Origin of the sequence: Aurantimonas coralicida DSM 14790 (genome assembly GCF_000421645.1) — a bacterium.
Classification (GTDB): domain Bacteria; phylum Pseudomonadota; class Alphaproteobacteria; order Rhizobiales; family Rhizobiaceae; genus Aurantimonas; species Aurantimonas coralicida.
On sequence record NZ_ATXK01000010.1, the window covers coordinates 84,770 to 106,977 of the forward strand.

19 protein-coding genes and 1 tRNA gene are annotated in these 22,208 nt (G+C 67.5%); 8 read left to right on the forward strand and 12 right to left on the reverse strand.

Annotation, left to right across the window (positions count from 1 at the left end):
* Positions 1 to 13: 13 nt before the first annotated feature.
* The 6 genes from H536_RS0117930 to H536_RS25375 form a co-directional block, all read right to left on the reverse strand.
* On the reverse strand, positions 14 to 808 hold the full coding sequence (locus H536_RS0117930; protein WP_024351760.1) for a TatD family hydrolase: 795 nt from the start codon (positions 806 to 808) through the stop codon (positions 14 to 16).
* Entirely contained in the window at positions 808 to 2,355 is a 1,548-nt protein-coding gene (metG, locus tag H536_RS0117935; protein WP_024351761.1) for a methionine--tRNA ligase, read from the reverse strand. The genes H536_RS0117930 and metG overlap by 1 nt, the downstream gene beginning before the upstream one ends.
* A gap of 107 nt (positions 2,356 to 2,462) precedes the next feature.
* Positions 2,463 to 3,521: a DNA polymerase III subunit delta' gene (locus tag H536_RS0117940; RefSeq protein ID WP_024351762.1), complete on the reverse strand. Its 1,059-nt coding sequence runs from the start codon at positions 3,519 to 3,521 to the stop codon at positions 2,463 to 2,465.
* Positions 3,518 to 4,186 carry a dTMP kinase gene (gene tmk, locus H536_RS0117945; protein ID WP_029703578.1) on the reverse strand — a complete coding sequence of 223 codons (669 nt, stop codon included), beginning with the start codon at positions 4,184 to 4,186 and terminating at the stop codon, positions 3,518 to 3,520. The genes H536_RS0117940 and tmk overlap by 4 nt, the downstream gene beginning before the upstream one ends.
* 34 nt (positions 4,187 to 4,220) lie before the next feature.
* Entirely contained in the window at positions 4,221 to 5,414 is a 1,194-nt protein-coding gene (locus H536_RS0117950; protein ID WP_024351764.1) for a D-alanyl-D-alanine carboxypeptidase family protein, read from the reverse strand.
* A gap of 208 nt (positions 5,415 to 5,622) precedes the next feature.
* Entirely contained in the window at positions 5,623 to 6,714 is a 1,092-nt protein-coding gene (locus tag H536_RS25375) for a septal ring lytic transglycosylase RlpA family protein (protein WP_024351765.1), read from the reverse strand.
* Between the two features lie 603 nt (positions 6,715 to 7,317).
* On the opposite strand from H536_RS25375, the gene H536_RS0117960 reads away from it, so the two are divergent.
* Positions 7,318 to 7,407 (forward strand) — tRNA-Ser (locus H536_RS0117960).
* A gap of 82 nt (positions 7,408 to 7,489) precedes the next feature.
* Here the strand turns inward: H536_RS0117960 and H536_RS0117965 are convergent.
* The 4 genes from H536_RS0117965 to H536_RS0117980 form a co-directional block, all read right to left on the reverse strand.
* A complete protein-coding gene (locus tag H536_RS0117965; RefSeq protein WP_205620016.1) occupies positions 7,490 to 9,196 on the reverse strand; it encodes a GMC oxidoreductase in 1,707 nt (568 codons plus the stop codon).
* Between the two features lie 118 nt (positions 9,197 to 9,314).
* Entirely contained in the window at positions 9,315 to 10,232 is a 918-nt protein-coding gene (locus tag H536_RS0117970; RefSeq protein WP_024351767.1) for an amidohydrolase family protein, read from the reverse strand.
* Positions 10,233 to 10,240: 8 nt separating this feature from the next.
* Positions 10,241 to 10,687, reverse strand: coding sequence for an RbsD/FucU family protein (locus tag H536_RS0117975; protein WP_024351768.1), 447 nt, complete (start codon positions 10,685 to 10,687; stop codon positions 10,241 to 10,243).
* 73 nt (positions 10,688 to 10,760) lie between these two features.
* A complete protein-coding gene (locus H536_RS0117980) occupies positions 10,761 to 11,693 on the reverse strand; it encodes an SMP-30/gluconolactonase/LRE family protein (RefSeq protein ID WP_024351769.1) in 933 nt (310 codons plus the stop codon).
* Between the two features lie 335 nt (positions 11,694 to 12,028).
* Between H536_RS0117980 and H536_RS0117985 the strand changes: the two genes are divergently transcribed.
* The 6 genes from H536_RS0117985 (at position 12,029) to H536_RS0118010 (ending at position 18,027) form a co-directional block, all read left to right on the forward strand.
* The gene (locus H536_RS0117985) at positions 12,029 to 12,973 is read left to right on the forward strand and encodes a substrate-binding domain-containing protein (RefSeq protein WP_244495471.1); all 945 of its coding nucleotides are present in this window, start codon (positions 12,029 to 12,031) and stop codon (positions 12,971 to 12,973) included.
* Between the two features lie 76 nt (positions 12,974 to 13,049).
* A complete protein-coding gene (locus tag H536_RS0117990) occupies positions 13,050 to 14,081 on the forward strand; it encodes an ABC transporter permease (protein ID WP_210310380.1) in 1,032 nt (343 codons plus the stop codon).
* Positions 14,078 to 14,824, forward strand: coding sequence for an ATP-binding cassette domain-containing protein (locus H536_RS0117995; RefSeq protein WP_024351772.1), 747 nt, complete (start codon positions 14,078 to 14,080; stop codon positions 14,822 to 14,824). Before H536_RS0117990 ends, H536_RS0117995 begins: the two co-directional genes overlap by 4 nt.
* Positions 14,821 to 15,906: a LacI family DNA-binding transcriptional regulator gene (locus tag H536_RS0118000; RefSeq protein WP_024351773.1), complete on the forward strand. Its 1,086-nt coding sequence runs from the start codon at positions 14,821 to 14,823 to the stop codon at positions 15,904 to 15,906. The genes H536_RS0117995 and H536_RS0118000 overlap by 4 nt, the downstream gene beginning before the upstream one ends.
* The gene (locus H536_RS0118005) at positions 15,903 to 16,958 is read left to right on the forward strand and encodes a hydroxyacid dehydrogenase (RefSeq protein ID WP_051141643.1); all 1,056 of its coding nucleotides are present in this window, start codon (positions 15,903 to 15,905) and stop codon (positions 16,956 to 16,958) included. The genes H536_RS0118000 and H536_RS0118005 overlap by 4 nt, the downstream gene beginning before the upstream one ends.
* Positions 16,959 to 17,007: 49 nt before the next feature.
* Positions 17,008 to 18,027, forward strand: coding sequence for an aldo/keto reductase (locus H536_RS0118010; protein WP_024351775.1), 1,020 nt, complete (start codon positions 17,008 to 17,010; stop codon positions 18,025 to 18,027).
* 59 nt (positions 18,028 to 18,086) lie between these two features.
* Here the strand turns inward: H536_RS0118010 and ilvA are convergent, their stop codons facing one another.
* Positions 18,087 to 19,340 (reverse strand): threonine ammonia-lyase IlvA, encoded by a 1,254-nt coding sequence (ilvA, locus tag H536_RS0118015; RefSeq protein ID WP_024351776.1) that lies wholly within the window; start codon positions 19,338 to 19,340, stop codon positions 18,087 to 18,089.
* A gap of 392 nt (positions 19,341 to 19,732) precedes the next feature.
* Here ilvA and H536_RS0118020 point away from each other — a divergent pair, with 392 nt between their 5' ends.
* On the forward strand, positions 19,733 to 20,350 hold the full coding sequence (locus H536_RS0118020; protein WP_244877519.1) for a LysE family translocator: 618 nt from the start codon (positions 19,733 to 19,735) through the stop codon (positions 20,348 to 20,350).
* Between the two features lie 39 nt (positions 20,351 to 20,389).
* On the opposite strand, the gene ade is transcribed toward H536_RS0118020, so the two are convergent.
* Positions 20,390 to 22,198: an adenine deaminase gene (gene ade, locus H536_RS0118025; protein ID WP_024351778.1), complete on the reverse strand. Its 1,809-nt coding sequence runs from the start codon at positions 22,196 to 22,198 to the stop codon at positions 20,390 to 20,392.
* Between the last annotated feature and the right edge of the window lie 10 nt (positions 22,199 to 22,208).

Genomic DNA, 22,208 nt, shown 5'->3' on the forward strand with positions numbered 1-22,208 from the left:
TCAGCGTCTCCGCCTAAGCCGTTCTCGGATCGGGAACTTTCGAGAACAGCGCGAAGAAATTGTCCGAGGTCTGGCGCGCGATGGTCGCCAGATCGACTCCCTTCGTTTCTGCAAGGACCTCGGCGGTATGGCGAACGTAAGCCGGCTCATTGCGTTTGCCGCGATACGGCGGCGGCGCGAGATACGGCGCGTCGGTCTCAACCAGCAGGCGCTCCATCGGCACGTCGGCGGCGATGGCGCGGATCTCCTCGGACTTCTTGAAGGCCAGGATGCCGGAGAACGACACATGGCCGCCAAGCGCCACGCCGACCTCGGCGAGCCGCGGTCCGGCGGAGAAGCAGTGCAGGATGAAGGGGAAGGTCCCCTTCCCGCTTTCGTCCTCGAGGATCCGGATCATGTCGTCGTCGGCGTCGCGCGAATGGATCACCAGCGGCAGCCCGGTCTCGCGCGCCGCCGCGATATGCCGGCGAAACACCGTCTCCTGGATGTCGCGCGGCGCCTTGTCGTAGAAATAGTCGAGCCCGGCTTCGCCGATGGCGACGATCCGCGGGTCCTGCGACAGACGCACGAGTTCTTCGGTGCTGACATCCGGCTCGGCGGCGGCGTTGTGCGGATGGGTGCCGACCGAGGCATAGACCTCCGGGTGGTCCCGCGTGATCGCCTTTAAGTTCTCGATCTTCGAGACGAAGGTCGAGATCGTCACGAACAGGCCGACGCCTTCGGCCTTGGCGCGGACGATCAGGTCCGCGCGATCCTCGGCGAAGTCCGGGAAGTCCAGATGGCAATGGCTGTCGACGAGGAACGGCATCATGATGCGGCGTCTTCCGCCTCGACGAAGCGCGGGAAGATCGGCTGCGGCGCCGGCAGGTCGGCCCCCGGGACGAGGCGGACATCGGGTGTCAGTTCATTGAATGTCCGGCCGTCCGGGCCGACCCCGAGAATGTCGAGCAGCTTGCCGGCGCTCTCCGGCACGAAGGGCTGCAGCAGGATCGCCACGCGGCGCAGGATCTCGGCGGTGACGAACAGCACCGTCTCCATGCGCGCCGGATCGCTCTTGCGCAGCGCCCAGGGCTCCTGGCCTGCGAAATAGCGGTTGGCCTCGCTGACCACGGCGATGATCGCGGCGAGAACGCCGTGCAGTTCCTGCCGGTCGATCATCGTGCGGACCTTGGGCAACAGGTCGTTCGCCGCGGTCAGGATCGCCGTATCGGCCTCGGTGAACGCGCCCGGCGCTGGCACCTTCGCGCCGCAATGCTTGCCGACCATCGACAGCGACCGCTGCGCCAGATTGCCGAGATCGTTGGCGAGCTCGGAATTGGTTCGGTTGACGATCGCCTCGTGGGAATAATTGCCGTCCTGGCCGAACGGCACCTCCCGAAGCAGGAAATAGCGCAGCCGATCGAGGCCGTAGACCTCGACCAGGGCGGCCGGGTCGATGACGTTGCCGACCGACTTCGACATCTTCTCCCCGCGGTTGAACAGGAAGCCGTGGGCATAGACGCGGCGCGGCAGCGGCAGGCCGGCAGACATCAGGAAGGCCGGCCAGTAGACCGTATGGAAGCGCACGATGTCCTTGCCGATGACGTGCAGGTCGGCGGGCCAGTAGGCCGAGCGCTCGCCCTCCTCCGGAAAGCCGGTGGCGGTCAGGTAGTTGGTGAGCGCGTCGACCCACACATACATGACGTGCTTCTCGTCGCCGGGCACGGGAATGCCCCAGTCGAAGGTGGTCCGCGAGATCGACAGGTCGCGCAGGCCCGAGCGTACGAAGGACATCACCTCGTTGCGCCGCTCGGCCGGGCCGATGAAGTCGGGATTGTCCTCGTAAAGCGCCAGCAGCCGGTCCTGGAACTCCGACAGCTTGAAGAAATAGCTTTCCTCGGCCACCCATTCGACGGGCGAGCCCTGCGGGCCGTAGCGCTTGCCATCCTCGCGCAGTTCGGTCTCGTCCTCGCCGTAATAGGCTTCGTCGCGGACCGAGTACCAGCCCGAATAGGCGTCCTTGTAGACGTCTCCGGCGGCGGCCATCTTGGTCCAGATCGCCTGGCTGGCGGCCACGTGCCGCTCTTCGCTGGTGCGGATGAAATCGTCGTTGGTGCCGCCCAGAAGGGTCGCCATCGCCTCGAACTCGGCCGAGTTCCGCCGGGCGAGCTCGGCCGGGCTGATGCCCTGCTCGCGCGCGCTCTGCAGCATCTTGATGCCGTGCTCGTCGGTGCCCGTCAGGAAGAACACGTCGTAGCCGTCCAGCCGCTTGAAGCGCGCCAGGGCATCGGTCGCGATGAACTCGTAGGCGTGGCCGATATGCGGACGACCGTTCGGATAGGAGATCGCGGTGGTCAGATAGAAGCGTTCGGCCATGGGGCTGTCGTCAAACTCCGGTACGATAGGCGACGTGATCCCTGCGACATAGTGCATTGGCGCAGGCGGCTCAATCGATCGGCGCCCGAAACCTGCCGCAATGGCGTTCAGGCGGCGCTTGCGGCCCCGCGGCAGCGGTAGAACCGGTCGAAAAGCGTCAGCAGCGCCTGCTTGCGGTCGAGATTGTAGGCCGCGGCCTCGCGCAGCCTTGCGGTCTCGTCCTGCCAGAGCGCCGCGAGCGACGCGGCCCCGGCGCTGTCGCCGCGCGAAAGGCACGCCTCGCTCGCCTCGGCTGTTGCCGACAGAAGCGCCGTGATCAGAAACTCGTAGGCCTGCTCGCGCCCCTTCTGGGTCAGGGCGTCGGCCATGGAATGGATGCTGTTCCAGTCGGGCCGGTCTGCTGCAATGAGCGTCTGGAGCGACTGCCGGATCTCGATCCCGCCATAGGCGATCAGGGAGATCGCCTGCCGTGCGCTGCCTTCGCTGAGCGGTACGGCGGCGGCAATCTCATCCTGGCCGGCGCTGGGCAGCGCGGCGGCGGTCGCTGCGGCGAGGTCAGCGTCCTCCAGCGGTTCGAAGCGCAGGGTGCGGCAGCGCGACCGGATGGTCGGCAACAACCGGCCCGGCGTGTGGTTCATGATCAGGAAGACCGAGCGCGCGGGCGGCTCCTCGAGAATCTTCAACAGCGCGTTGGCGGCGCTGCGGTTCATGTCGTCGGCCGGATCGATGATCGCGATCCGCCAGCTGGTGCGCGAACCGGTGGCCTGGAAGAACCGGTTGAGCTTGCGCACGCCCTCGACGGTGATCTGGGTGCGAAAACCCGTGCCCTTCTCGACCGGCGGGCGGGTCACATGAACGAGGCCGGGATAGGTGCCGAGCGCGATCTGGCGCATGGCGGGGTCGGCCGGATCGAACACCGGCGCCTCGGTGCCCCTGGCATGGCCGGGCGAAAGCAGGTGCCGCGCGAAGGCGAAGGCGGTCGTCGCCTTGCCGACCCCGCGCGGGCCCTGAAACAGCCAGGCATGGTGCAGCCGCCCGGCCGCTTCGGCCGACGCCAGCTCGGCAAATTCGCTGCGGTGCCCGAAGAGCGTGGGTGTCGCCGCGGGCGGCGGCACGCCATCGAGATCGTCGTGGCTCGCCGGGATGTCCAGCGCCGCGTCGCTCATCGGGCGGCCTGCCCTGCCCCCAGCGACTGGCCGATCGCCTCGAACCGGGCCGCCCCGAGGCGGTCGTCGACGATGTCCCGGATCTCCGCCGCGACCTTGTCTTCGGCCTGCGTGCCGTCGACGATCACGCAGCGCTCCGGTTCGTCCTCGGCGAGCTTGCGGAAGGCCTGCCGGCGGAGCTCGTGCAGCGCTTCGTCCTCCTTCTCGAAACGGTCGGGCGAATGGTCGGCCCGGCGCTGGCGCGCCCGCTCGACCCCGACGCTCGCCGGCACGTCGAGGATGATGGTCAGGTTCGGCAGGAGATCGCCGAGCGCGGCCCGCTCCATCGCGTCGCGATAATCCTGGTCGAGATCGGAATCGAGGAATTGATAGACCCGGGTGGAATCATGGAACCGGTCGCACAGGACGATCTTGCCGGCATCCAGTGCCGGCCGGATCAGCGTGTCCACATGATCGGCGCGGGCAGCGGCGAAGAGCATCGCCTCGACCTCGACGCCCAGCCCCTCGGCGGCGCCGGACAGGATGACGTGCCGCAGTGCGTCGGCGCCGGGCGAGCCGCCCGGCTCGCGGGTGGTGACGACGTCGTGGCCCTCGCTGCGCAGATGGTCGGAAAGCCGGGCGATCTGGGTCGTCTTGCCACTCCCCTCGCCGCCCTCGAATGTCATGAAAAATCGGGTCAATTCGCGTCCGCGTGGATGATCAGAGCGTCCGGAGCCAGCCGACGGCGAGCTCCCTGACCGCGCCGAGTGCGCGGTCGGTGAAGCTTCCGGCAGCCACCGCGCTGGCAGCGTGGAGGTCGCGCGAAAGCACCGGCTCTCCTTCTACCAGAATATCCAGCGAGGCAACGGTCTGGCCTTCGGCGATCGGCGCGATCAGGGGTTCCAGATAACGGATCTGGAGGCTGACGAGCTCGGGCGCATCGGCGGGGACGAGCGCCTCGACGGGCTCCGTCGCGGCCAGCGCGACACTGCCGGATTCGCCCCCGAAGACATTGGCCGAACCGACGATCTGGCCGGCCGGAAACAGCGTCTCCGATTCGAACGATTCCCGTGCCCACAGCAGCAACTTGCGGGCTTCGCTGGCGCGGTCGCGGGCGGTTTCGAGCCCGCTCACCGCCAGAAGCGTATCGCGGCCGCCATTCGAGGTGGCTCCGACCAGGCTGAACCCCGAGGCCTCGGTGTAGCCCGTCTCGATCCCGTCCGCGCCGATCTCCATCGACAGCAGCGGATTGCGATTGCGCTGAAAGATCTTGTTCCACTCGAAGGCCGGCTCGGCATAGATCGCGTAGAGCTCGGGATAGGTGGACCGGAGATGACGCGCCAGCGTGATCAGGTCGCGGGCGGTGACATACTGGTCGTCCGCCGGCAGGCCGGTCGGATTGGCGAAGCGCGAATTGATCATGCCGAGCTCCCGGGCCCGGGCGTTCATGCGCTCGGCGAAGGCCGCCTCGGAGCCTTCCATGCCCTCGGCGATGACGATCGCCGCGTCGTTGGCCGACTGGATGATCGCCCCGCGGATCAGCGCCGAGACCGGCACCTGGGACTTCAGCTCGGCGAACATCGTCGAGGTCCGCGACGGTGCGCCGCCGGTGCGCCAGGCATGCTCGCTGACGGGAAATTCCGTGTCGAGGGTGAGCGTCCCGTCCTTGATCGCCGCGAAGACGATTTCCATCGTCATCATCTTGGCGAGCGACGCCGGCGGGAACGGCGCGTCGGCATTCTTGGCAAACAGCACCGTGCCGGTTTCGCCATCGACGAGCAACGCTTCGCGGGCCGTCGTCTCGATCCGCGGCACGTCCTCCTCCTGGGCCAGGGTGGGGCCGACGGGCCCTGCCAGCGGCAGCATGAGAGAGACGGTGACGACGAAGGCCTTGAACGGAAATGCGTTTGTCATCGGTATCCGCGTGCACGTGCCGGCGGCTTGGAGCCGCGGGCACTGGAAGATGAGCGGACTTTAGGCCGCTGCCGGACGCCGCCGCAACATGCGCGTCGTCACTTTCCGTCGGACTGGTTTCCGCTCTCTCGGGAGAGGATGCGCTGAGAGGCTGAACAAGCCCGTGGGCCGGCTCGGCGGCCGCCTGCCGGGCCTGTCGCGCAACCGATCAGTCGCGGATGACGAAAGCGTTTTCCGCACCGACCTGCCAGAGCCGACGCAGCACGGCATCGGTGTCGGCAACGGGGGCGACGACCAACGTCGCGACGCGGCCATTCTCGCCGGGAACTGCGTCCTCGACCAGTTCGCCATGACCGAATGCGACGCTGCGCACCCGCTCTGCCAGATCGCCGGCGATCGTGCCGATGGCAATCCGTTCCGGCTCCGCGGCGACCGCCGCCGACAGTGCATCGCCTGCACCGCCAGTGCTGTGTTCCGGCGCGTAGGAGCTGGCAAAAGCGGCGATCCCGTCCAGCGGCAGCAAGCTGCGCAGATCGAAGCCTTCACCCGATCCGGCGCCCCTGCCCTCACCCGCCCGGACGGCGTCCGGACGCACACCCGGCAATTCGCGGGTCTCGCCATAAGCGATGGCGCTCGGCTGGACGCCGCGCTGCGGGATCGGCCGATCGTCGGCCGAGGCCACCATGACGGCGTCGCCATACGGATCGGCGCCCTGGGCCGGCACGTAGCTCGCCATCAGCATCTGCGTGTCGTCGCCTTCCAGCGGCGCCCGGCCGATATAGTCGACCTGCACCTCGGCAGTGCCGGCATGCTGGAAGTCCAGCAGCTTCGCCGCCACGGCCGACAGGTCGATCTCGCGGCCATGGGCGAAGGGCCCGCGGTCGTTGACCCGCACCATGACGCGGCTGCCATTCTCGAGATTGGTGACCATCGCATAGGAGGGCAGCGGAAACGTCTTATGGGCCGCCGACAGGCCATGCATGTCGTAGACTTCGCCATTCGCGGTCAGGCGGCCGTGGAAGTTCGGGCCGTACCACGAGGCCGTGCCGGACTTGGAATAGCCCGGATCGTCCTTGGGATAGTACCACTTGCCGCGTACCTTGTAGGGCTTGCCGACCTGCGAACGGCCGCCGCCCTTGGGCACGCGCTTGGCAGTGGTGATGCGCGGACTGGCCGGAACGCCGAAGGTCCGGGAGTCGAATTTCACGGTAGTGCTGATGTCGGCCAGTTCCTCGACCGGGGACTGCGCCCCCGTGCAGCCGGCCAGAAACATTCCGGACGAAACGATCAGGCCGGTCATCAGCCCGTGTCGCTTCCGTCTCGCAGCGGCAATGCCCATGCTGCGCCCCTTCCATCACTCAATACACAGCCGGAAGATCCGCGAACGGCACTTCCGGCACCTGCGCCCCCATGCAGGCTGGAGCTTACCAAAGACTGAACCCGCCGGGCAAACCTTTGGCCGCAACGCGCCCGATCCGCCGGCCCTTTCGGCGCTTGACTTGGCCGCCGGCCGCGCGCAGCCGACACGCTCTTCACAACCGCCCGGCTCCGCGTTGCCACGCCCCCCAAACGCGGCGCGGCCCCTGCCGCGCCCGGCGATAAGGCGTTGAGTCCGAACAGCCTCTGCCACGCGAACACAGCACAATGCGCCGGCATGCCGACGGCTGCACGGCCCCGCCAATCAACGCCGGGCGCCACATTGCCGCCACGGTTGGACCGGTGGCCGCTATGCGGATAACGTCCGTTCACGAATTATTACAACGCTATCTCCCAACCCGGCCGCGCGTCGCGAACTGCTTGAACCACCGCGGCCGACACCGACGCGAAGGCCACGCCCACGATCGCGGCCAAGACACCACGCCCGCTTGCGCCGGACCGCCGTCGGCTTTAATCGGACGCTGTCGGATGGGTGGCCGAGCGGTTGAAGGCACCGGTCTTGAAAACCGGCGTGCGGGAGACCGTACCGTGGGTTCGAATCCCACCCCATCCGCCAACCCAGCTATCGATCACTTGGTATCGCGAATTCCTATGGTCCCGGGGTGCAGTGCGGTTCGCGTCAATGACCGAGTATCGGTTCACGCTTCTGCCCCGTCCGTTCGTCCTCGGAGGAAACGCCCCTCAGTCAAGGTGGAGGACGAACTTGCTGGCGGGTCGTGCGGAGCCGGGCTGGGCGAGCCGCGCGTCGAGAGCCTGCGGGTGAGGTGATCGCCAAGTCTCTGCGCAAGCGCGACTGCGGCGAGGGTCGGGTTGGCTTGTCCGGAGGTCGGGAAAACCGAGCTTCCGGCGATGGAGAGGTTGGCGACCCCGTGTACGGTGCAGTTTGTGTCGACGACCCCATCTCCCTGCCTATCCGACATGCGGGTCAGGCCGATTTGGTGGTAGCCGTCCCGGGCATGGCGGCGGATGCCCTCAAGGCGATCCCCGCTATCGTCCAGATATCGCAATCGGCCATATCCTTGAGACCTCAGCCACTCATCCAGCAGTTCATGGGCGCGTACGACGGACTGGAAATCCTGGTGGCCATAGCGGAAGCTCACCGATAGCCTGTGAAGCCCGAAATCGTCCTTGTCGGACGAAAGCGCGATCCGGCTAGCGTCGTTCGGCGCGTGTTCGGAGTGATAGTGGAGTAGATAGATATTATCGGGTGTCCGAAGAAAATAATGCGGATATAGGCTCCGCGGCGTCGCTTGCCGATAGGCATAGCTGGCTGCCCCGATCATCGCAGCGCCCGGTTTGCGGAGAATATTGAGGATGTGCGCGCTGGCGACTGTCGGGTCGGCTGGGCGCCCCGGTCGATGTCGCGCTCGTACGCGCAGCCGGCTCATTATGTGCAGCGCCGAAGCAACGCCGTCGCGATGGGACGCATCCTCCGGCGGCGGACTTTTTGGCCAGAAGGCGATATTAAGAAGCTCGTGGCGACGCTGGGTCTCGTCGGTCGGTCGAAACCGGTGCCGTATGAAGGTCCGCTGCCCGGCCCGCCGAAAGAAGAACGCTTCGGCCAGACTCGGGTCCGCGAATTCGATACAGGCGATTTCGCCGGCCAGATGGCCCATGTAACGGCGCCCCAGTGGGCCCCCTTCCCCGCCGAACATTGCGGAGAACCGCCTCTGCAGGTTGAGGAGCAAACGGGCGTTCTCGCGCCCCCCACAGGCGAGAACGAAGGCGCAGCCCCGGACGACAACCTCCTGCCCGCGAGACCGTATGACGAACGCTTCGACGGCGCCGCCCCCATTGCGCATCCGCACGTCGACCAATGTGCTGTCGGTGCAGACGAGTATGCTTTTCGACGATTTCAGGACCTCGCGGTGGTAATGCGCCGTGTTTCTGTCGCGGGTCCAGCTTTCCAGCGACGTGGTCTGGAAGATACTCTGCTCCGGCACCGGGTCAATTGCGCCGAAGTCGCTGCTGAGGAAACGGCGCGCGGCGTCGTAGTACGGTCTCAGCGTATGATGGGCGATAGGCCAGCCCGATCCTCCCACATGGTCGCGCCTGACAAAGTCGATATCGTCGTACTCGACGCAGCGCCCGCCCCACATGGTTGATGTGCCACCCAGAACCCTGCGCACGGTCAGATGCGCCGGAGCATGAATGATGTCGTCGTCGCTGGTGAAATTCGACAGCAGCTGGTGCGTCTTGCTTGCGCGCTGCGTACCGGACTCCAGAAGGATCACCTTGAGGCCGGCCTGGGCGCATTGCAGTGCAACTGCGAGACCGACCGGGCCCGCTCCCGCCACACAGATATCCGCGGTTCCGAAATGCGAAGGAACACCATGCGAGATCATGATCAAGCCCCGATGCTGCATTGCACTTTGACCAAGCTGGCACGTTTCGCAACGGAAGGGGAGCGCGTCTGCGTTGTACCGGGACATATTACTCGCGCAAGGAAGCGAGAAAGCGCATTCAGGTGCCGCTCAGCTTGGCTGAGCCCAATCCGTTATTCGCCTCCGCCAGCCCGTAGAACCGGCGGGCATTGCCCCCAAGGATCGCCGCGCGCTCGCTCGCTGACAGAGGCGCGAGAAAGGCGTCGGTGATCTCGACCCAGCTGGAGTGAGATGCCGCCAGGGTCAGCACAGGCCAGTCCGAGCCCCAGACGAGGCGCCCGGGCCCGAACCAGTCCAACAGCTGCTCGAACACCGGCTGCAGGACGGCCAGCGCCGCCTCCGGCGTGTCGCGCTGGTCGGGACGCATTTCGGTCAGGAGACCGGACAGCTTGCAGGCGCAGGCCGTCTCGCTGGCCAGCTGGGCCATCCCCTCGGCCCACAGGGCATGGCGCGGATCATCCGACGGCGCGCCGAGCGCCGGCTTGGCGGCGTGGTCGATGATGACCGGCAGATCGGGATGGGCAGCACAGAAGCTCGCGAGCCGCGACAGATGCACCGGCAGCACCAGCGCGTCGAAGCGCAGGCCCGAGCGGTCCAGCGCGGCGAGTGCCGCGGGCGACGGCGCCGTCAGCAGCCAGTCGGGATCGGCAATATCCTGCAGCATTGGCCGCAGCGATTTCAGCGCCGGCTCCGCCGCAAACGCTGCGATCCGGTCCGCGGCCCCGGCCGAGGCCAGATCGACCCAACCGACGACGCCTGCGATCTCATCGTTCTGCCGGGCCAGCGCCAGCATGAAATCGGTCTCGGCGTCGCTTTCGGCCGCCTGCACCAGGACCACCTGCCCGATCCCGGCCGCTGCCGAAAGCGGGCGCAGATCGGCGGGACCGAAATCGCGCCGGATCGGCGCCAGCGCCGGATCGTCATTGTCCTGCAGCCAGTGATAGTCGCCTCGCGACAGCTGCCAGAAATGGCAATGGGCGTCGATCCGCTCCGACATCGCTCGCCTCAGCTGCTGGAACCCGGCGGGATCACGCCCTTGCGGATGATGAAATTGCCGTAGAAACGCCGCTCGGTCGTCTGGACGATCGCATAGGCCTCGCGCGCCTGATCGTAGAAATCGAACCGGTCGACGCCGGTGAGGTCTGCGCCTTCGGCCCGAAACAGCGCCTCGCCCTCCTGGATCACCTCGGGCCGGGCCTTGGGATCGCCCACGACATTCATGAAGCGCACGGCGTCCGGCTCGAAATCGTCGACCGGCAGCAGCGACAGGATCGCTTCGACCGCGCGCGGGGCCGAGCAGTCCATGCGCAGCGCGGTGCCGTGCACGGTGTCGCGTGCCACCGATTCGGACGGGAAGTTCGCGTCGGTGATGACGATCTCGTCACCATGTCCCATGGCGGCGAGGACGCCCAGCAATTCGGCGTTCAGGAGCGGGTCGATCCCCTTCAGCATGGGCGATGGTCCTTCTGGTGAGCGGCCCCGTTCCGGCGCCGGAAGTTCGTGACGAAGGTGCGGGCGGTGACCGTCACGGCCGCTGCGCCCCGCGGCGCGTGGTGTCGATGGCGTAGATCGAGCTCGTTCCGCAGATGAAGAGCCGCGAGCGATCCGGCCCGCCGAAGGTGAGATTGGCCACGACCTCCGGCACCCGCACGCGGCCGAGCCGTTCGCCGGCCGGCGTGAAGCAATGGACGCCGTCGGCCGCCGAGACCCAGAGGAGATCTTCCGTGTCGACCCGCAGGCCGTCGGGCACGCGGTCGACCTCGCAGACGACCCGGCTCGTCCCCAGCCGCCGGCCATCCACCACGGTCAGCGCCCGCACGTGATGCGGCCGGCTGTCGTCGGTGCCGAAGCCGTGGCCGCGGGCGCGGCCGGAATCGGCGACGTAGAGAACGGATTCGTCGACGGAGAAGGCCAGGCCGTTGGGCCGGTCGAAATCGTCGGCGACGAGGTCGACCGCGCCGGTGTCGGGATCGATCCGGTAGACATTGTTCGACCCGATCTCGCTCTCGGCGCGAATGCCCTCATGGTCCGAGATGATTCCGTAGGGCGGATCGGTGAACCAGATCGAGCCGTCGGACTTGACCACCACGTCGTTGGGCGAGTTCAGCCGCTTGCCCTGCCAGTGGGTCGCCAGCACCTCGTAGGTGCCGTCCATCCGGGTCCGGCTGACGCAGCGCCCGGTATGCTCGCAGGAGATCATCGCGCCGTCGCGGTCGCGGGTATGGCCGTTGGTGCTTTGCGCCGGCTGGCGGAAGACGCGCAGTCCGCCCTCCTGCGTCCAAGCCATCATGCGGTTGTTGGGAATGTCGGAGAAGCGCAATTCGCCGATCTCGTCGAACCAGACCGGCCCCTCGGCCCAGATGAACCCCTCCGCAATGCGCTCCAGCTTCGCGTCTGGCGGGAAGAATGCCGCAAAGCGCGGATCCTCCACGGCCACAGCCGACCCTGTTTCCCCCATATTCGGCCCTCCCGCCGGCAGTTCGTCCCGGGCGTTTGCAGCAGGAATGCCGCCGGCCCTCGCCTTGAGTGTCACCCGAAGGCGACGCAGATCAACCCGTTACTGTCAGATTTCGCATCGCAACATGGCTATACATGCAGCGCAAAGTTGAAATCCGCCGGCGGCAGCTCGGCCATTGACCGATCGCAGCACCGAAGCTAGCGTAGCATCGTTGCACACGTGTGCAAAGGGCGGTTTTACTTGGGGCGGTTGGCGCTTCTAATTGATTCCGCGACGATAAATACGGGCGTTCGACGCTGGGAGGCCGCGAACGCGCCGGATCTCGGGAGGATGGAATGAAGCCGTTTTCGAAATTGCTGGCGCCGGGCGTCGTCGCCGCGTCGCTGCTGGGCGCCATGGTGCCGGGGCATGCCCAGGACGTCACGCTGGCGACCTCCATGCCGGCGCTGGAGTTCCCGTTCTTCGTCCACATGCAGGACGCGCTGACCAAGAAGGCCGAGGAGGTCGGCGGCATCAGCCTGATCGCCACCGACGGCCAGAACCAGACGACCAAGCAGACCGGTGACGTCGAAGCGGCGATCATCCAGGGCGTCGACGGCATCATCATCAGCCCGATCGACGCGGTCGCGATGGCCCCGGCCCTCAAGCAGGCCGTCGATGCCGAGATCCCGGTGATCACGATCGACCGCCGCGTCGACGGTGTCGAGGGCATCCTGTCCCATGTCGGCGCCGACAACGTCGTCGGCGGCGAGGCCCAGGGCAACCTCATCATGGAACTGTTCCCGGACGGCGCCCGCGTCGTCAATCTGCAAGGCCAGCCCGGCGCGAGCCCGGCGATCGATCGCAACAAGGGCCTGCACAACGTCCTCGACGGCAAGGACAATTACGAGTTCGTTGCCGAGCAGACGGCGAATTTCGCCCGCGAGGAAGGCGCGTCGGTCACCGAGGCGATCCTCGGCGGCCTCGCCACCCCGCCCGATGTCATCGTCGCCGCTAATGACGACATGGCGCTCGGCGCCTTGCAGGTGGCGCAGGAGCGCGGCCTCGACATCCCGATCATCGGCTTCGACGCCCTGCCCGAGGCGCTGGCCTCGGTGCGCGACGGCGGCCTCGCCGCGACCATCGAGCAGTTTCCGGGCGGCCAGAGCGCCACGGCGCTGGAGGCGATGATAGCGCATCTGCGCGACGGCAAGGCACCCGAGCCGCTGGTCCTCTTGAACCCGATCGCGATCACCAAGGACAATCTCGACAAGGCCGAGCGCCTCGGCGAGATCCAGTAGCGCCGGGCGTTACCGCGCTGCCAGAAGAGCCGGCGTCGCCGCCGGCTCTTTCCCGTCCCTGTCTTCGGATGAGATCATGACCCCTGCGCCCCCGTCTGCGGTGCCGCACTCGCGAGCGCATCCCTTCGATGCGATCCAGTTCCTGGCCCGCTATGCCGCCCCGCTGTTCCTGCTGCTGCTCGTCGCGATCTTCGCCATCCTCGAGCCGCGTTTCCTGCACCCGCTCAACATCTTCAATGTCCTGCGGCAGGTCTCCATCGCCGGGCTGATCGCCATCGGCATGACCTTCGTCATCCTGACCGCGGGCATCGACCTGTCGGTCGGCTCGCTCCTGGCGCTCGCCGGCCTTGTCGGCGCCTATGTCGCCAAGGGCGGGCTGGACGATCGCTTCGCCATCGCCGCGGGCGATGCCGCCGGCAACCCGGTGATCTTCGCCGTCCTCGCCGCGCTCGCCGTCGGCATGGCGGGCGGTGCGCTGCAGGGGCTGGCGATCACCCGCCTCAAGGTGCCGCCCTTCGTCGTCACGCTCGGCGGGCTCACCGCCTTTCGCGGCGCGGCCCTGCTGTTTTCCGGTGGCGGGCCGATCTCCGGCTTCACCGCAGACTACGCCTGGTGGGGCCAGGGCCGCATCTCGATGGTGCCCGTCCCGGTCATCATCTTCGTCCTCGCGGCGCTCGTCGCCCATCTGGTGCTGCGCTACACCGCCTTCGGCAAGCACGTCTACGCCACCGGCGGCAATGCCCGGGCCGCCGCGCTGAATGGCGTGCCGATCCGCCGGATCGTGATGCTGGTCTATGTCATCAGCGGCTTCTTCTGCGGCCTCGCCGCCTTCCTGCTCTCGGCCCGCCTGAACTCCGCCGAAGCGGTCGCTGGCCTCAGCCTGGAACTCACCGTCATCGCCTCTGTCGTCATTGGCGGCACCAGCCTCTTCGGCGGCGTCGGCAGCATCTTCGGCACCGTCGTCGGCGCGCTGCTGATCGGCGTTCTCACCAACGGCCTGGTGCTGCTCAATGTCTCCTCCTTCATCCAGCAGATCCTGATCGGCGTGATCCTCGTGGCGGCCGTCGCCCTCGACCAGTTCGCCGCCACGCGGAGGCTTGCCGAATGACCGGACCGCTGTTCGAACTGCGCAACGTCTCCAAGCGCTTCGGCGCGATCCACGCGATCGACGACATCGACCTGACGCTAGGCCATGGCGAGGTCGTCGGCCTGATGGGCGACAACGGCGCCGGCAAGTCGACGCTGGTGCGCATCATCGCCGGCAATTTCCAGCCGTCCGAGGGCGAGATCGCGCTGGAGGGACAGCCGGTGCGCTTTGCCGACAGTGCCGATGCGCGCAATCACGGCATCGAGGTGGTGCATCAGGACCTGGCGCTCTGCGACAACCTGACCGCGGCAGACAACGTCTTCCTCGGCCGCGAACTCAAGCGCCGCATCGGTCCTTTCCAGGTGCTCGACTACCGCGCCATGTCGCGCCGCGCGGCCGAGCTCTTCGCCGAGCTCCAGTCCGAGACCTGCCCCGGCGACAAGGTGCGGATGATGTCCGGCGGCCAGCGCCAGGCCGTCGCCATCGCCCGGACCCGGCTGGCGCAATCGAAGATCGTCCTGATGGACGAGCCGACCGCCGCCATCAGCGTGCGGCAGGTCGCGCAGGTGCTGGATCTCATCAAGCGGCTGCGCGACAGCGGCGTCACCGTCGTCCTGATCAGCCACCGCATGCCCGACGTCTTCGCCGTCGCCGAGCGGCTGGTCGTCCTGCGCCGCGGGCGCAAGGTCGCCGACAAGCCCATCTCCGCCAGCTCTCCGGAAGAGGCGACCGGCCTGATCACGGGGGCGCTCGAAACGGCATGACGTCAGCCAAACGACCCTCGCGCCCGTCCCGCCGCCGCGTGACCGCGCTCGACGTCGCGGAACTGGCCGGCGTGTCGCGTTCGGCGGTGTCGCGCACCCTCACCGAGGGAGCCAGCGTCTCGGACGAGACCCGCCGCAAGGTGCTCGCCGCCGCCAAGGAGCTCGGCTATCACCGCAACGCTCTGGTCCGCGCGATGGTAAGCCGGCGCTCCGGCATCATCGGCATCGTCACCGGCCGGCTCGACAACCCCTTCATCGCCGTCGCGCTGGAGCGGCTGGCGCGGCGCCTGCAGGACGACGGCCTGAAAACGCTGATCTTTTCCGGCGACGCGGAAAGCGACCTGCAGATCGCCATGCCCTCCATGCTGGAATACCGCGTCGATGGCTGTTTCTTCCTGTCCAACGACATCTCGCCCCAGTCCGCCGCCCGCTATACCGAATTCGATATTCCGCTGGTCGTCGTGTTCAACTCCGATATCGAGGGCATTTCCGACCACGCCGACGAGGTGCCGGTGGGCGCGGTCACGGTCGACAATGTCGAGATCGCGGCGGCGGTCGCCGACCTGCTTCTCGATGCCGGTTGCCGGCGACCGGCCTATCTTGCCGGACTGCCCTGTGCGGCGACCAGCGGTGAGCGAAGGCGCGGCTTCACGGACCGGCTCGCGGCCCGCGGCGTCGCGCTGCTTGCCGAGGAGACGGGCAATTTCAATTATGCCGACGGTCTTGCCGCCAGCCGGCGGCTGCTGTCGGGAGCCGAACAGCCGGACGCAATCTTCGCTGCCAACGACGTCATGGCGCTGGCGGTGATCGACGTGGCGCGCAGCGAGTTCGGCCTGCAGATTCCCGGTGATCTGGCGGTCGTCGGCTTCGACGACATCGGCGTTGCCGCCCATGCGGCCTACGACCTGACGACGGTCCATCAGCCGGTCGCCGCGATGATCGACGCGGCCGCCGACATGATGCAGGAGCTTCTGGCCGATCCGAGCCGGCGCCCTTCGGACAGGCGGCTGGCGTCGCGTCTGGTGATCCGCGGATCGGCCAGACCGCCCCGGTCGCAAACGAACATGGAGAACGTCGCGTGAGCCTGCCGGCTGCCCCATCCGCAATTGTCGACGACCGGCCGCTGGTGATCAGCGTGCCGCATCCGCGCTCGCTCGCGCTGATCCTGACCGATGCGCGGCGCAGGCAGCTCTTCGACACCTATCAGGTCGTGGAATGCGAACCGGACGGTCTGGCCGCCCTGCCCGATCCGGTCCTGGCGGCGGCCCGCTACATCATCGGCCAGCCCCCGGTCGACGCGGACACGCTGGAGCGGCTGCAATCGCTGCGCTGCGTCTTCAATGTCGAGAGCAACCTCATCGACAACATGCCCTATCCGACGCTGTTCGAGCGCGGCATTCACGTGGTGACGACCGGCGCCGTCTTTGCCCAGCCGGTCGCCGAACTGGGCCTCGCCATGGCACTCGATCTTGCCCGCGGCGTCAGCACCGCGGCGCGCGCCTTCCGCGAGGGCCGCGAAGCCTGGGGCGGCGACGGCAACCACAGCGCCCGCCTGATCGGCGGATCTGAAATCGGCCTGATCGGCTTTGGCGATCTCGGCCGGGCGCTGCACCGGCTGCTGACGGGGTTCGGCGTCACCATCCGGGTCTTCGACCCCTGGCTTCCCGACGCGATCCTGCGCGGCCACGGCGTTGTCCCCGCCACGCTCGAAGAAGTCATGGCCGAGAGCGACACGGTCTTCACCGTCGCCGCAGTCACCTCCGAGAACCAGGGCTTCATCGGCGCCGCCCAGTTTGCGGCTATGCGCGCGGGCGCGTCCTTCATCCTGCTCAGCCGCGCCGACGTCGTCGATTTCGACGCCCTGATGGCGGCGGTGGGCTCCGGTCGCATCCAGGCCGCCAGCGACGTCTTCCCCGAGGAGCCCCTGGCGCAGGATCATCCGGTGCGCACCCTCGACGGCTTCCTCTGCTCGGCGCATCGCGCCGGCGCGCTCGATGTCGCGTTCAAGCGGATGGGCGACATGGTGCTGGACGATATGGATCTGATGGACCGCGGCCTGCCGCCGATGCTGTGCAAGCGGGCCGAGCGCGAGACCGTCGCCAGGATGCGCTCGCGCCCGGTGACGACAAACTAGATCGGCGGCTGCGGCGAGGCTCCGCCTGAACCAACAGGGAGGATCACCCATGCAGTTCGGCAAACGCGAGATCGGGCGCAGCGGCGTCCAGGTCACCGAATACGGCTTCGGCGGTGCGCCGCTGGGCAATCTCTACGCCCCGATCGCGGAGGACGAGGCGCGCGGCCTCCTGACCGACGCATGGGAGGCGGGCTTTCGCTATTTCGATACGGCCCCCTATTACGGCTTCGGCCTGTCGGAGCGCCGTTTCGGCGACGCCCTGCGCGGGTTGCCTTGGCAGGAGGCCGTCGTCTCCACCAAGGTGGGGCGGCTGATCCGACCGGATCGCGGGCCCAATCCGGACCGGGAGAAGTTCGTCGATGCGGCGCCCTTCCGCTCCGACTACGACTATTCCTATGACGGCGTCATGCGCTCCCACGAGGACAGCCTGCAGCGGCTGGGCATCGACCGGGTCGACATCCTCTTCCTGCATGACATCGGTCCGGTCACCCATGGCGCCGCGGCGCATCCGGCGCTGTTCAGGCAGGCCATGGAAGGCGGCTACCGGGCGCTCGACGAATTGCGCCGCAATGGCGACGTCAAGGCGATCGGGCTCGGCGTCAACGAGTGGCAGGTCTGCGAGGAGGCGATGGACCACGGACGCTGGGACGTGTTCCTCTTGGCCGGCCGCTACACGCTTCTCGAACAGACCGCACTCGACAGCTTCCTGCCGCGCTGTCAGCGTGAGAACGCCTCGATCGTCATCGGCGGGCCGTTCAATTCCGGCATTCTGGCGACGGGGCCTGTGGCGGGTGCCACCTACGACTACGAGCCTGCGCCGGCGGCAATCCTGGAGCGGGTGCGGCGGATCGAGAGCGTCTGCAAGGCCCATGACGTGCCGCTGGCCGCCGCCGCCCTGCGCTTTCCCCTCACCCATCCGAGCGTCGCCGCGGTGATCCCCGGCATGTCGTCCCGCAACCATCTGCAGCGCAATCTGCAACTGATCGGGCAGACGATCCCCGCCGGCCTGTGGTCGGACCTGAAGTCCGAAGGCCTGCTGCGCACTGAGGCGCCGGTCCCGCAGGACTGACAACGCGACCGCCGCTGGCCGGAGCCGCGGCGGTCGTGATCACGCGGATCGCTGGCGGATCAGATCAGGAGATCGGCGAGGATATTGTTGTCGGTGATGTCCTGGTAGCTGACGCCATTCTCGGCGAAGCGGGCCAGCAGCCCCTCGAAATTCGCCGGGTCCTTGGTCTCGATGCCGATCAGGATCGAGGCGAAGTCGCGGGCCGATTTCTTCAGATATTCGAAGCGGGCGATGTCGTCGTCCGGGCCGAGATAATCGAGGAAATCCTTCAGCGCGCCGGGGCGCTGGGCCAGCCGAAGGATGAAGTATTTCTTCAAGCCTTCGAAGCGGAGCGCCCGCTCCTTCACGTCCGGCAGGCGCTCGAAATCGAAATTGCCCCCCGAGACCACCAGAACGACGGTCTTGCCGCGGATCTCGTCCTTCAGGTCGCGCAGCGCGTCGATGGCCAGCGCGCCGGCTGGTTCCAGGACGATGCCCTCCAGATTGAGCATCTCCAGCATGGTCTGGCAGAGCCGGCCTTCCGGCGACAGCAGCACGTCGTCCGGCGCAAAGCGCGACAGCGTCTCGTAGGGCAGCGCGCCGATCTCGGCGACGGCTGCACCGTCGACGAATCCGTCGAGCTGCGGCAAACGCGTGCGCTCGCCCTTGGTCAGGCTTGTGCGCAGGCTGGGCGCCCCGAGCGGCTCGACGAAGCGGAAGTCGGGGCTGGCTTCGCCGGCGTAGTAGCGGGCCAGACCGGAGGCCAGTCCGCCGCCGCCGACCGGCAGCACCAGCATGTCGGGGCGCTCCCCGTCGAGCTGCGCAGCGATTTCCTGGCCAACCGTCGCCTGGCCTTCGACGATGTCCTCATGGTCGAAGGGCGGCACCATCGCCGCGCCGGTCTCGGCGGAATAGGCCTTGGCCGCCGCATAGCAATCGTCGAAGAAGTCGCCGATCAGCTCGATCTCGACGGCATCGCCACCGAAGACACGGGTCTTGTCGATCTTCTGCTGCGGCGTGGTCACCGGCATGTAGACCCGGCCCTCGAGACCGAAATGCCGGCAGGCGAAGGCGAAGCCCTGGGCGTGGTTGCCGGCCGAAGCGCAACAGAACCGCCCGGTGGCGGAGCCGTTGGCGATCCGCTTGCGCATGAAGTTGAAGGCGCCGCGGATCTTGTAGGAGCGCACCGGCGTCAGGTCTTCGCGCTTCAGGAAGATGCGCGCATCGTATCTGGCCGAAAGATGCTCGTTGAGCTGCAGGGGCGTCGCCGGAAACAGGGCACGCAGGGCCTCTTCCGCGACAGCGACGCGGCGGGAAAACTCGTTATCGGACATGGATCACAGACTTAGCTCTTGTGGAACCGGCTCCGGCTCCGAAGGAATGCGCGGCCGTCACATGCGGCGGCCGGATAGGCGGAAGCTGTCTAGACGACGCCGCCGCGGGCCGGACATGTCGGAGCACCGGATGGCTGCTGTGCAGCACGGGCGCCAGACAGGCCGGCGCCAATAATCAGGGACGTGGCTCCGCCGATCGTGATGTTCCATGCCATCGCGCGCCCCTTTCTCTGCTCGATTACCGTTGCGCCAGCCATCGGCCATCCGCGCGAATTTGTAAAGCCGCGCGGCCGATCCGCGTCACCCGCGTCGCTGTCGTTGCACGGGTTGAAGGCAGGAACGATAATCACCTCTCTTAAGCCTGCGCGGGAGAATGCCCGATGGACCTCGTCATGACAGTCGGCAGCGTGCTCGCGGTTTTCATCCCGGCACTGATGCTGCCGGGGCCCGATTTCGTCGCGGTCGTGCGCTCTGCGATGACGCGGGGATCGCGGGCCGGCCTGGCGACGGCGCTGGGCGTTTCGCTCGGTCTCGGCTTCTACGCAGGCCTGAGCCTGATCGGCCTGTCGGCGATCCTGACCCAGTATCAATGGCTGACCTGGTTCGTCCGCATCCTGGGCGGCGCCTATCTCGTCTTTCTCGGGCTGCGGCTGATCATCAAGCGCCCCGATCCCGTGGAGATCGCCGGCGGAGCGCCGCGCGAGCGCAGTGCGCTCCTGTTCGGCTTCTTTGTCACCCTGACCAATCCCAAGGCGATCGTCCTGTTCGCCAGCGTGTTTGCGACGGCGGCGTCCGGCGCCATGCCGTCGTGGGTCATGGTGCTGATGATCGGCCTGGTCGTTGCGAGCTCACTCGCCTGGTATTCCGCCGTCAGCCTCTTCATGGCTTCGCCACCGATCATGGCCCGGTTCCGCGATGTCCGTCACCGTATCGAGCGGCTGGCCGGCGCCTGCTTCGTCGCGATCGGGCTGAAGATCATGTCGGATGCGCGGAGCCCGGTCGCCGCCTGATGGAAAGGGCGCGACCGGGCCGATTGGCGGTCCAAGGCGTCAGACGAAGAGGTCGACCAGTTCGAAGCGCTCCACGTCGACGATGCCCTTGTCGGAGATGCGCAGGCTCGGAATGACCACCAGCGCCAGCAGCGAATGCTGCATATAGGCGTTGTTGAGCGTGCAGCCGGCCGCGCGCATGGCCGCGATCAGCCGGTCGGCCTTTTCCGCGACGATCTCGGCCCGTTCGCTCGACATCAGGCCGGCGATCGGCATTTCGACCAGCGCCTGCTCCTTGCCATCGGCGAAGAAGACCACGCCGCCGCCGACCTCGCCCAGCCGGTTGGCGGCCAGCGCCATGTCGTCCTCGGACGTGCCGACGACGATCATGTGGTGGCTGTCATGGGCGACGGTGGAGGCCATGGCGCAGCGCCCCGTGTAGCCGAAGCCGGACACGAAGCCGTTGACCAAGTCGCCGCTCGCCCGGTGCCGCTCGACCAGCGCGATGCGGCAGACGTCGTTGTCCGGATCGGGCATGGCGATGCCGCCCTGCACCGGCACCTTTGCGGTCAGCGCCCGGGTCGGCGCCTGGTTCTCGACCACCCCGATGACCCGCGCCTCGACCGTCGCGCCCGCGCCCTTCGGCGCGGCGACGCGGAAGTCGTCCGCCGTCAGCGCCCGGCCGAGCTTCACCGTGTCGATGGCGCTGTCCGGATAGGCATGGGCCGGCATGTCGGCTTCCAGCTTGCCGCCCGACGCCAGCCGCACGCCGCGGCCATAGACGGCGTCGATGGTCAGATCGCTCAGATCCGAGACGATCAGGAAGTCCGCACGGCGCCCCGGCGTGACCGACCCGATTTCGCGCTCCAGCTTGAAATGCTCGGCGGTGTTGATCGTCGCCATCTGGATCGCGGTCATCGGCTTCAGCCCGCGCGAGATGGCATGCCGCACGACGCGGTCCATGTGCCCCTCGCGGACCAGCGTGCCGGAATGGCAGTCGTCGGTACACAGGATAAAATGCCGCGAATCGAGACCCATCTCGGTGATCGCCCGCACCTGTTCGGCGACGTCGTACCAAGCCGAGCCCAGCCGCAGCATCGCCTTCATGCCCTGGCGTACCCGCGCGGCGGCATCTTCCATGCGGGTGCCCTCGTGGTCGTCCTCGGGACCGCCGGCGACATAGGCGTGGAACGCGCGGCCGAGATCGGGCGAGGCATAGTGTCCGCCGACCGTGCGTCCGGCCTTCCGGGTTGCCGCGATCTCGCCGACCATCGTCGGGTCGTTGGCCGCCACGCCGGGAAAGTTCATGACCTCGCCGAGGCCGATGATCGCCGGCCAGCCCATCGCCTCGGCGACATCCTGCGGGCCGAGGATCGCGCCGCCTTCCTCGAGCCCCGGCGCCGACGGCACGCAGGACGGCATCTGCACCCAGACATTGACCGGCTGGGCCAGCGCCTCGTCATGCATCAGCCGGACGCCCGGCAGGCCCAGCACATTGGCGATCTCGTGCGGGTCGATGAACATCGAGGTCGTGCCGTGCGGAATCACCGCGCGGCAGAACTCGGTGACGGTCACCATGCCGCTCTCGACATGCATGTGCGCGTCGCAGAGCCCCGGCATGATGAAGCGCCCGGCGGCCTCCACCACCTCGGTATCCGGCCCGATCATGTAGCCGGCGTCGGGCCCGCAATAGGCAAAGCGCCCGGCGGCGACCGCGACGTCGGTCTGCGGGATGATCTCGCCGGAATGGACATTGACCCAGCGCGCGTTGCGCACGACCAGATCCGCATGGGTCCGCCCCATCGCCACATCGACGAGTTGCGGTGCCACGGCCTCGAACGGGGGCACGCTGGTGGGTAGATCGGTCATGGAATGTCCC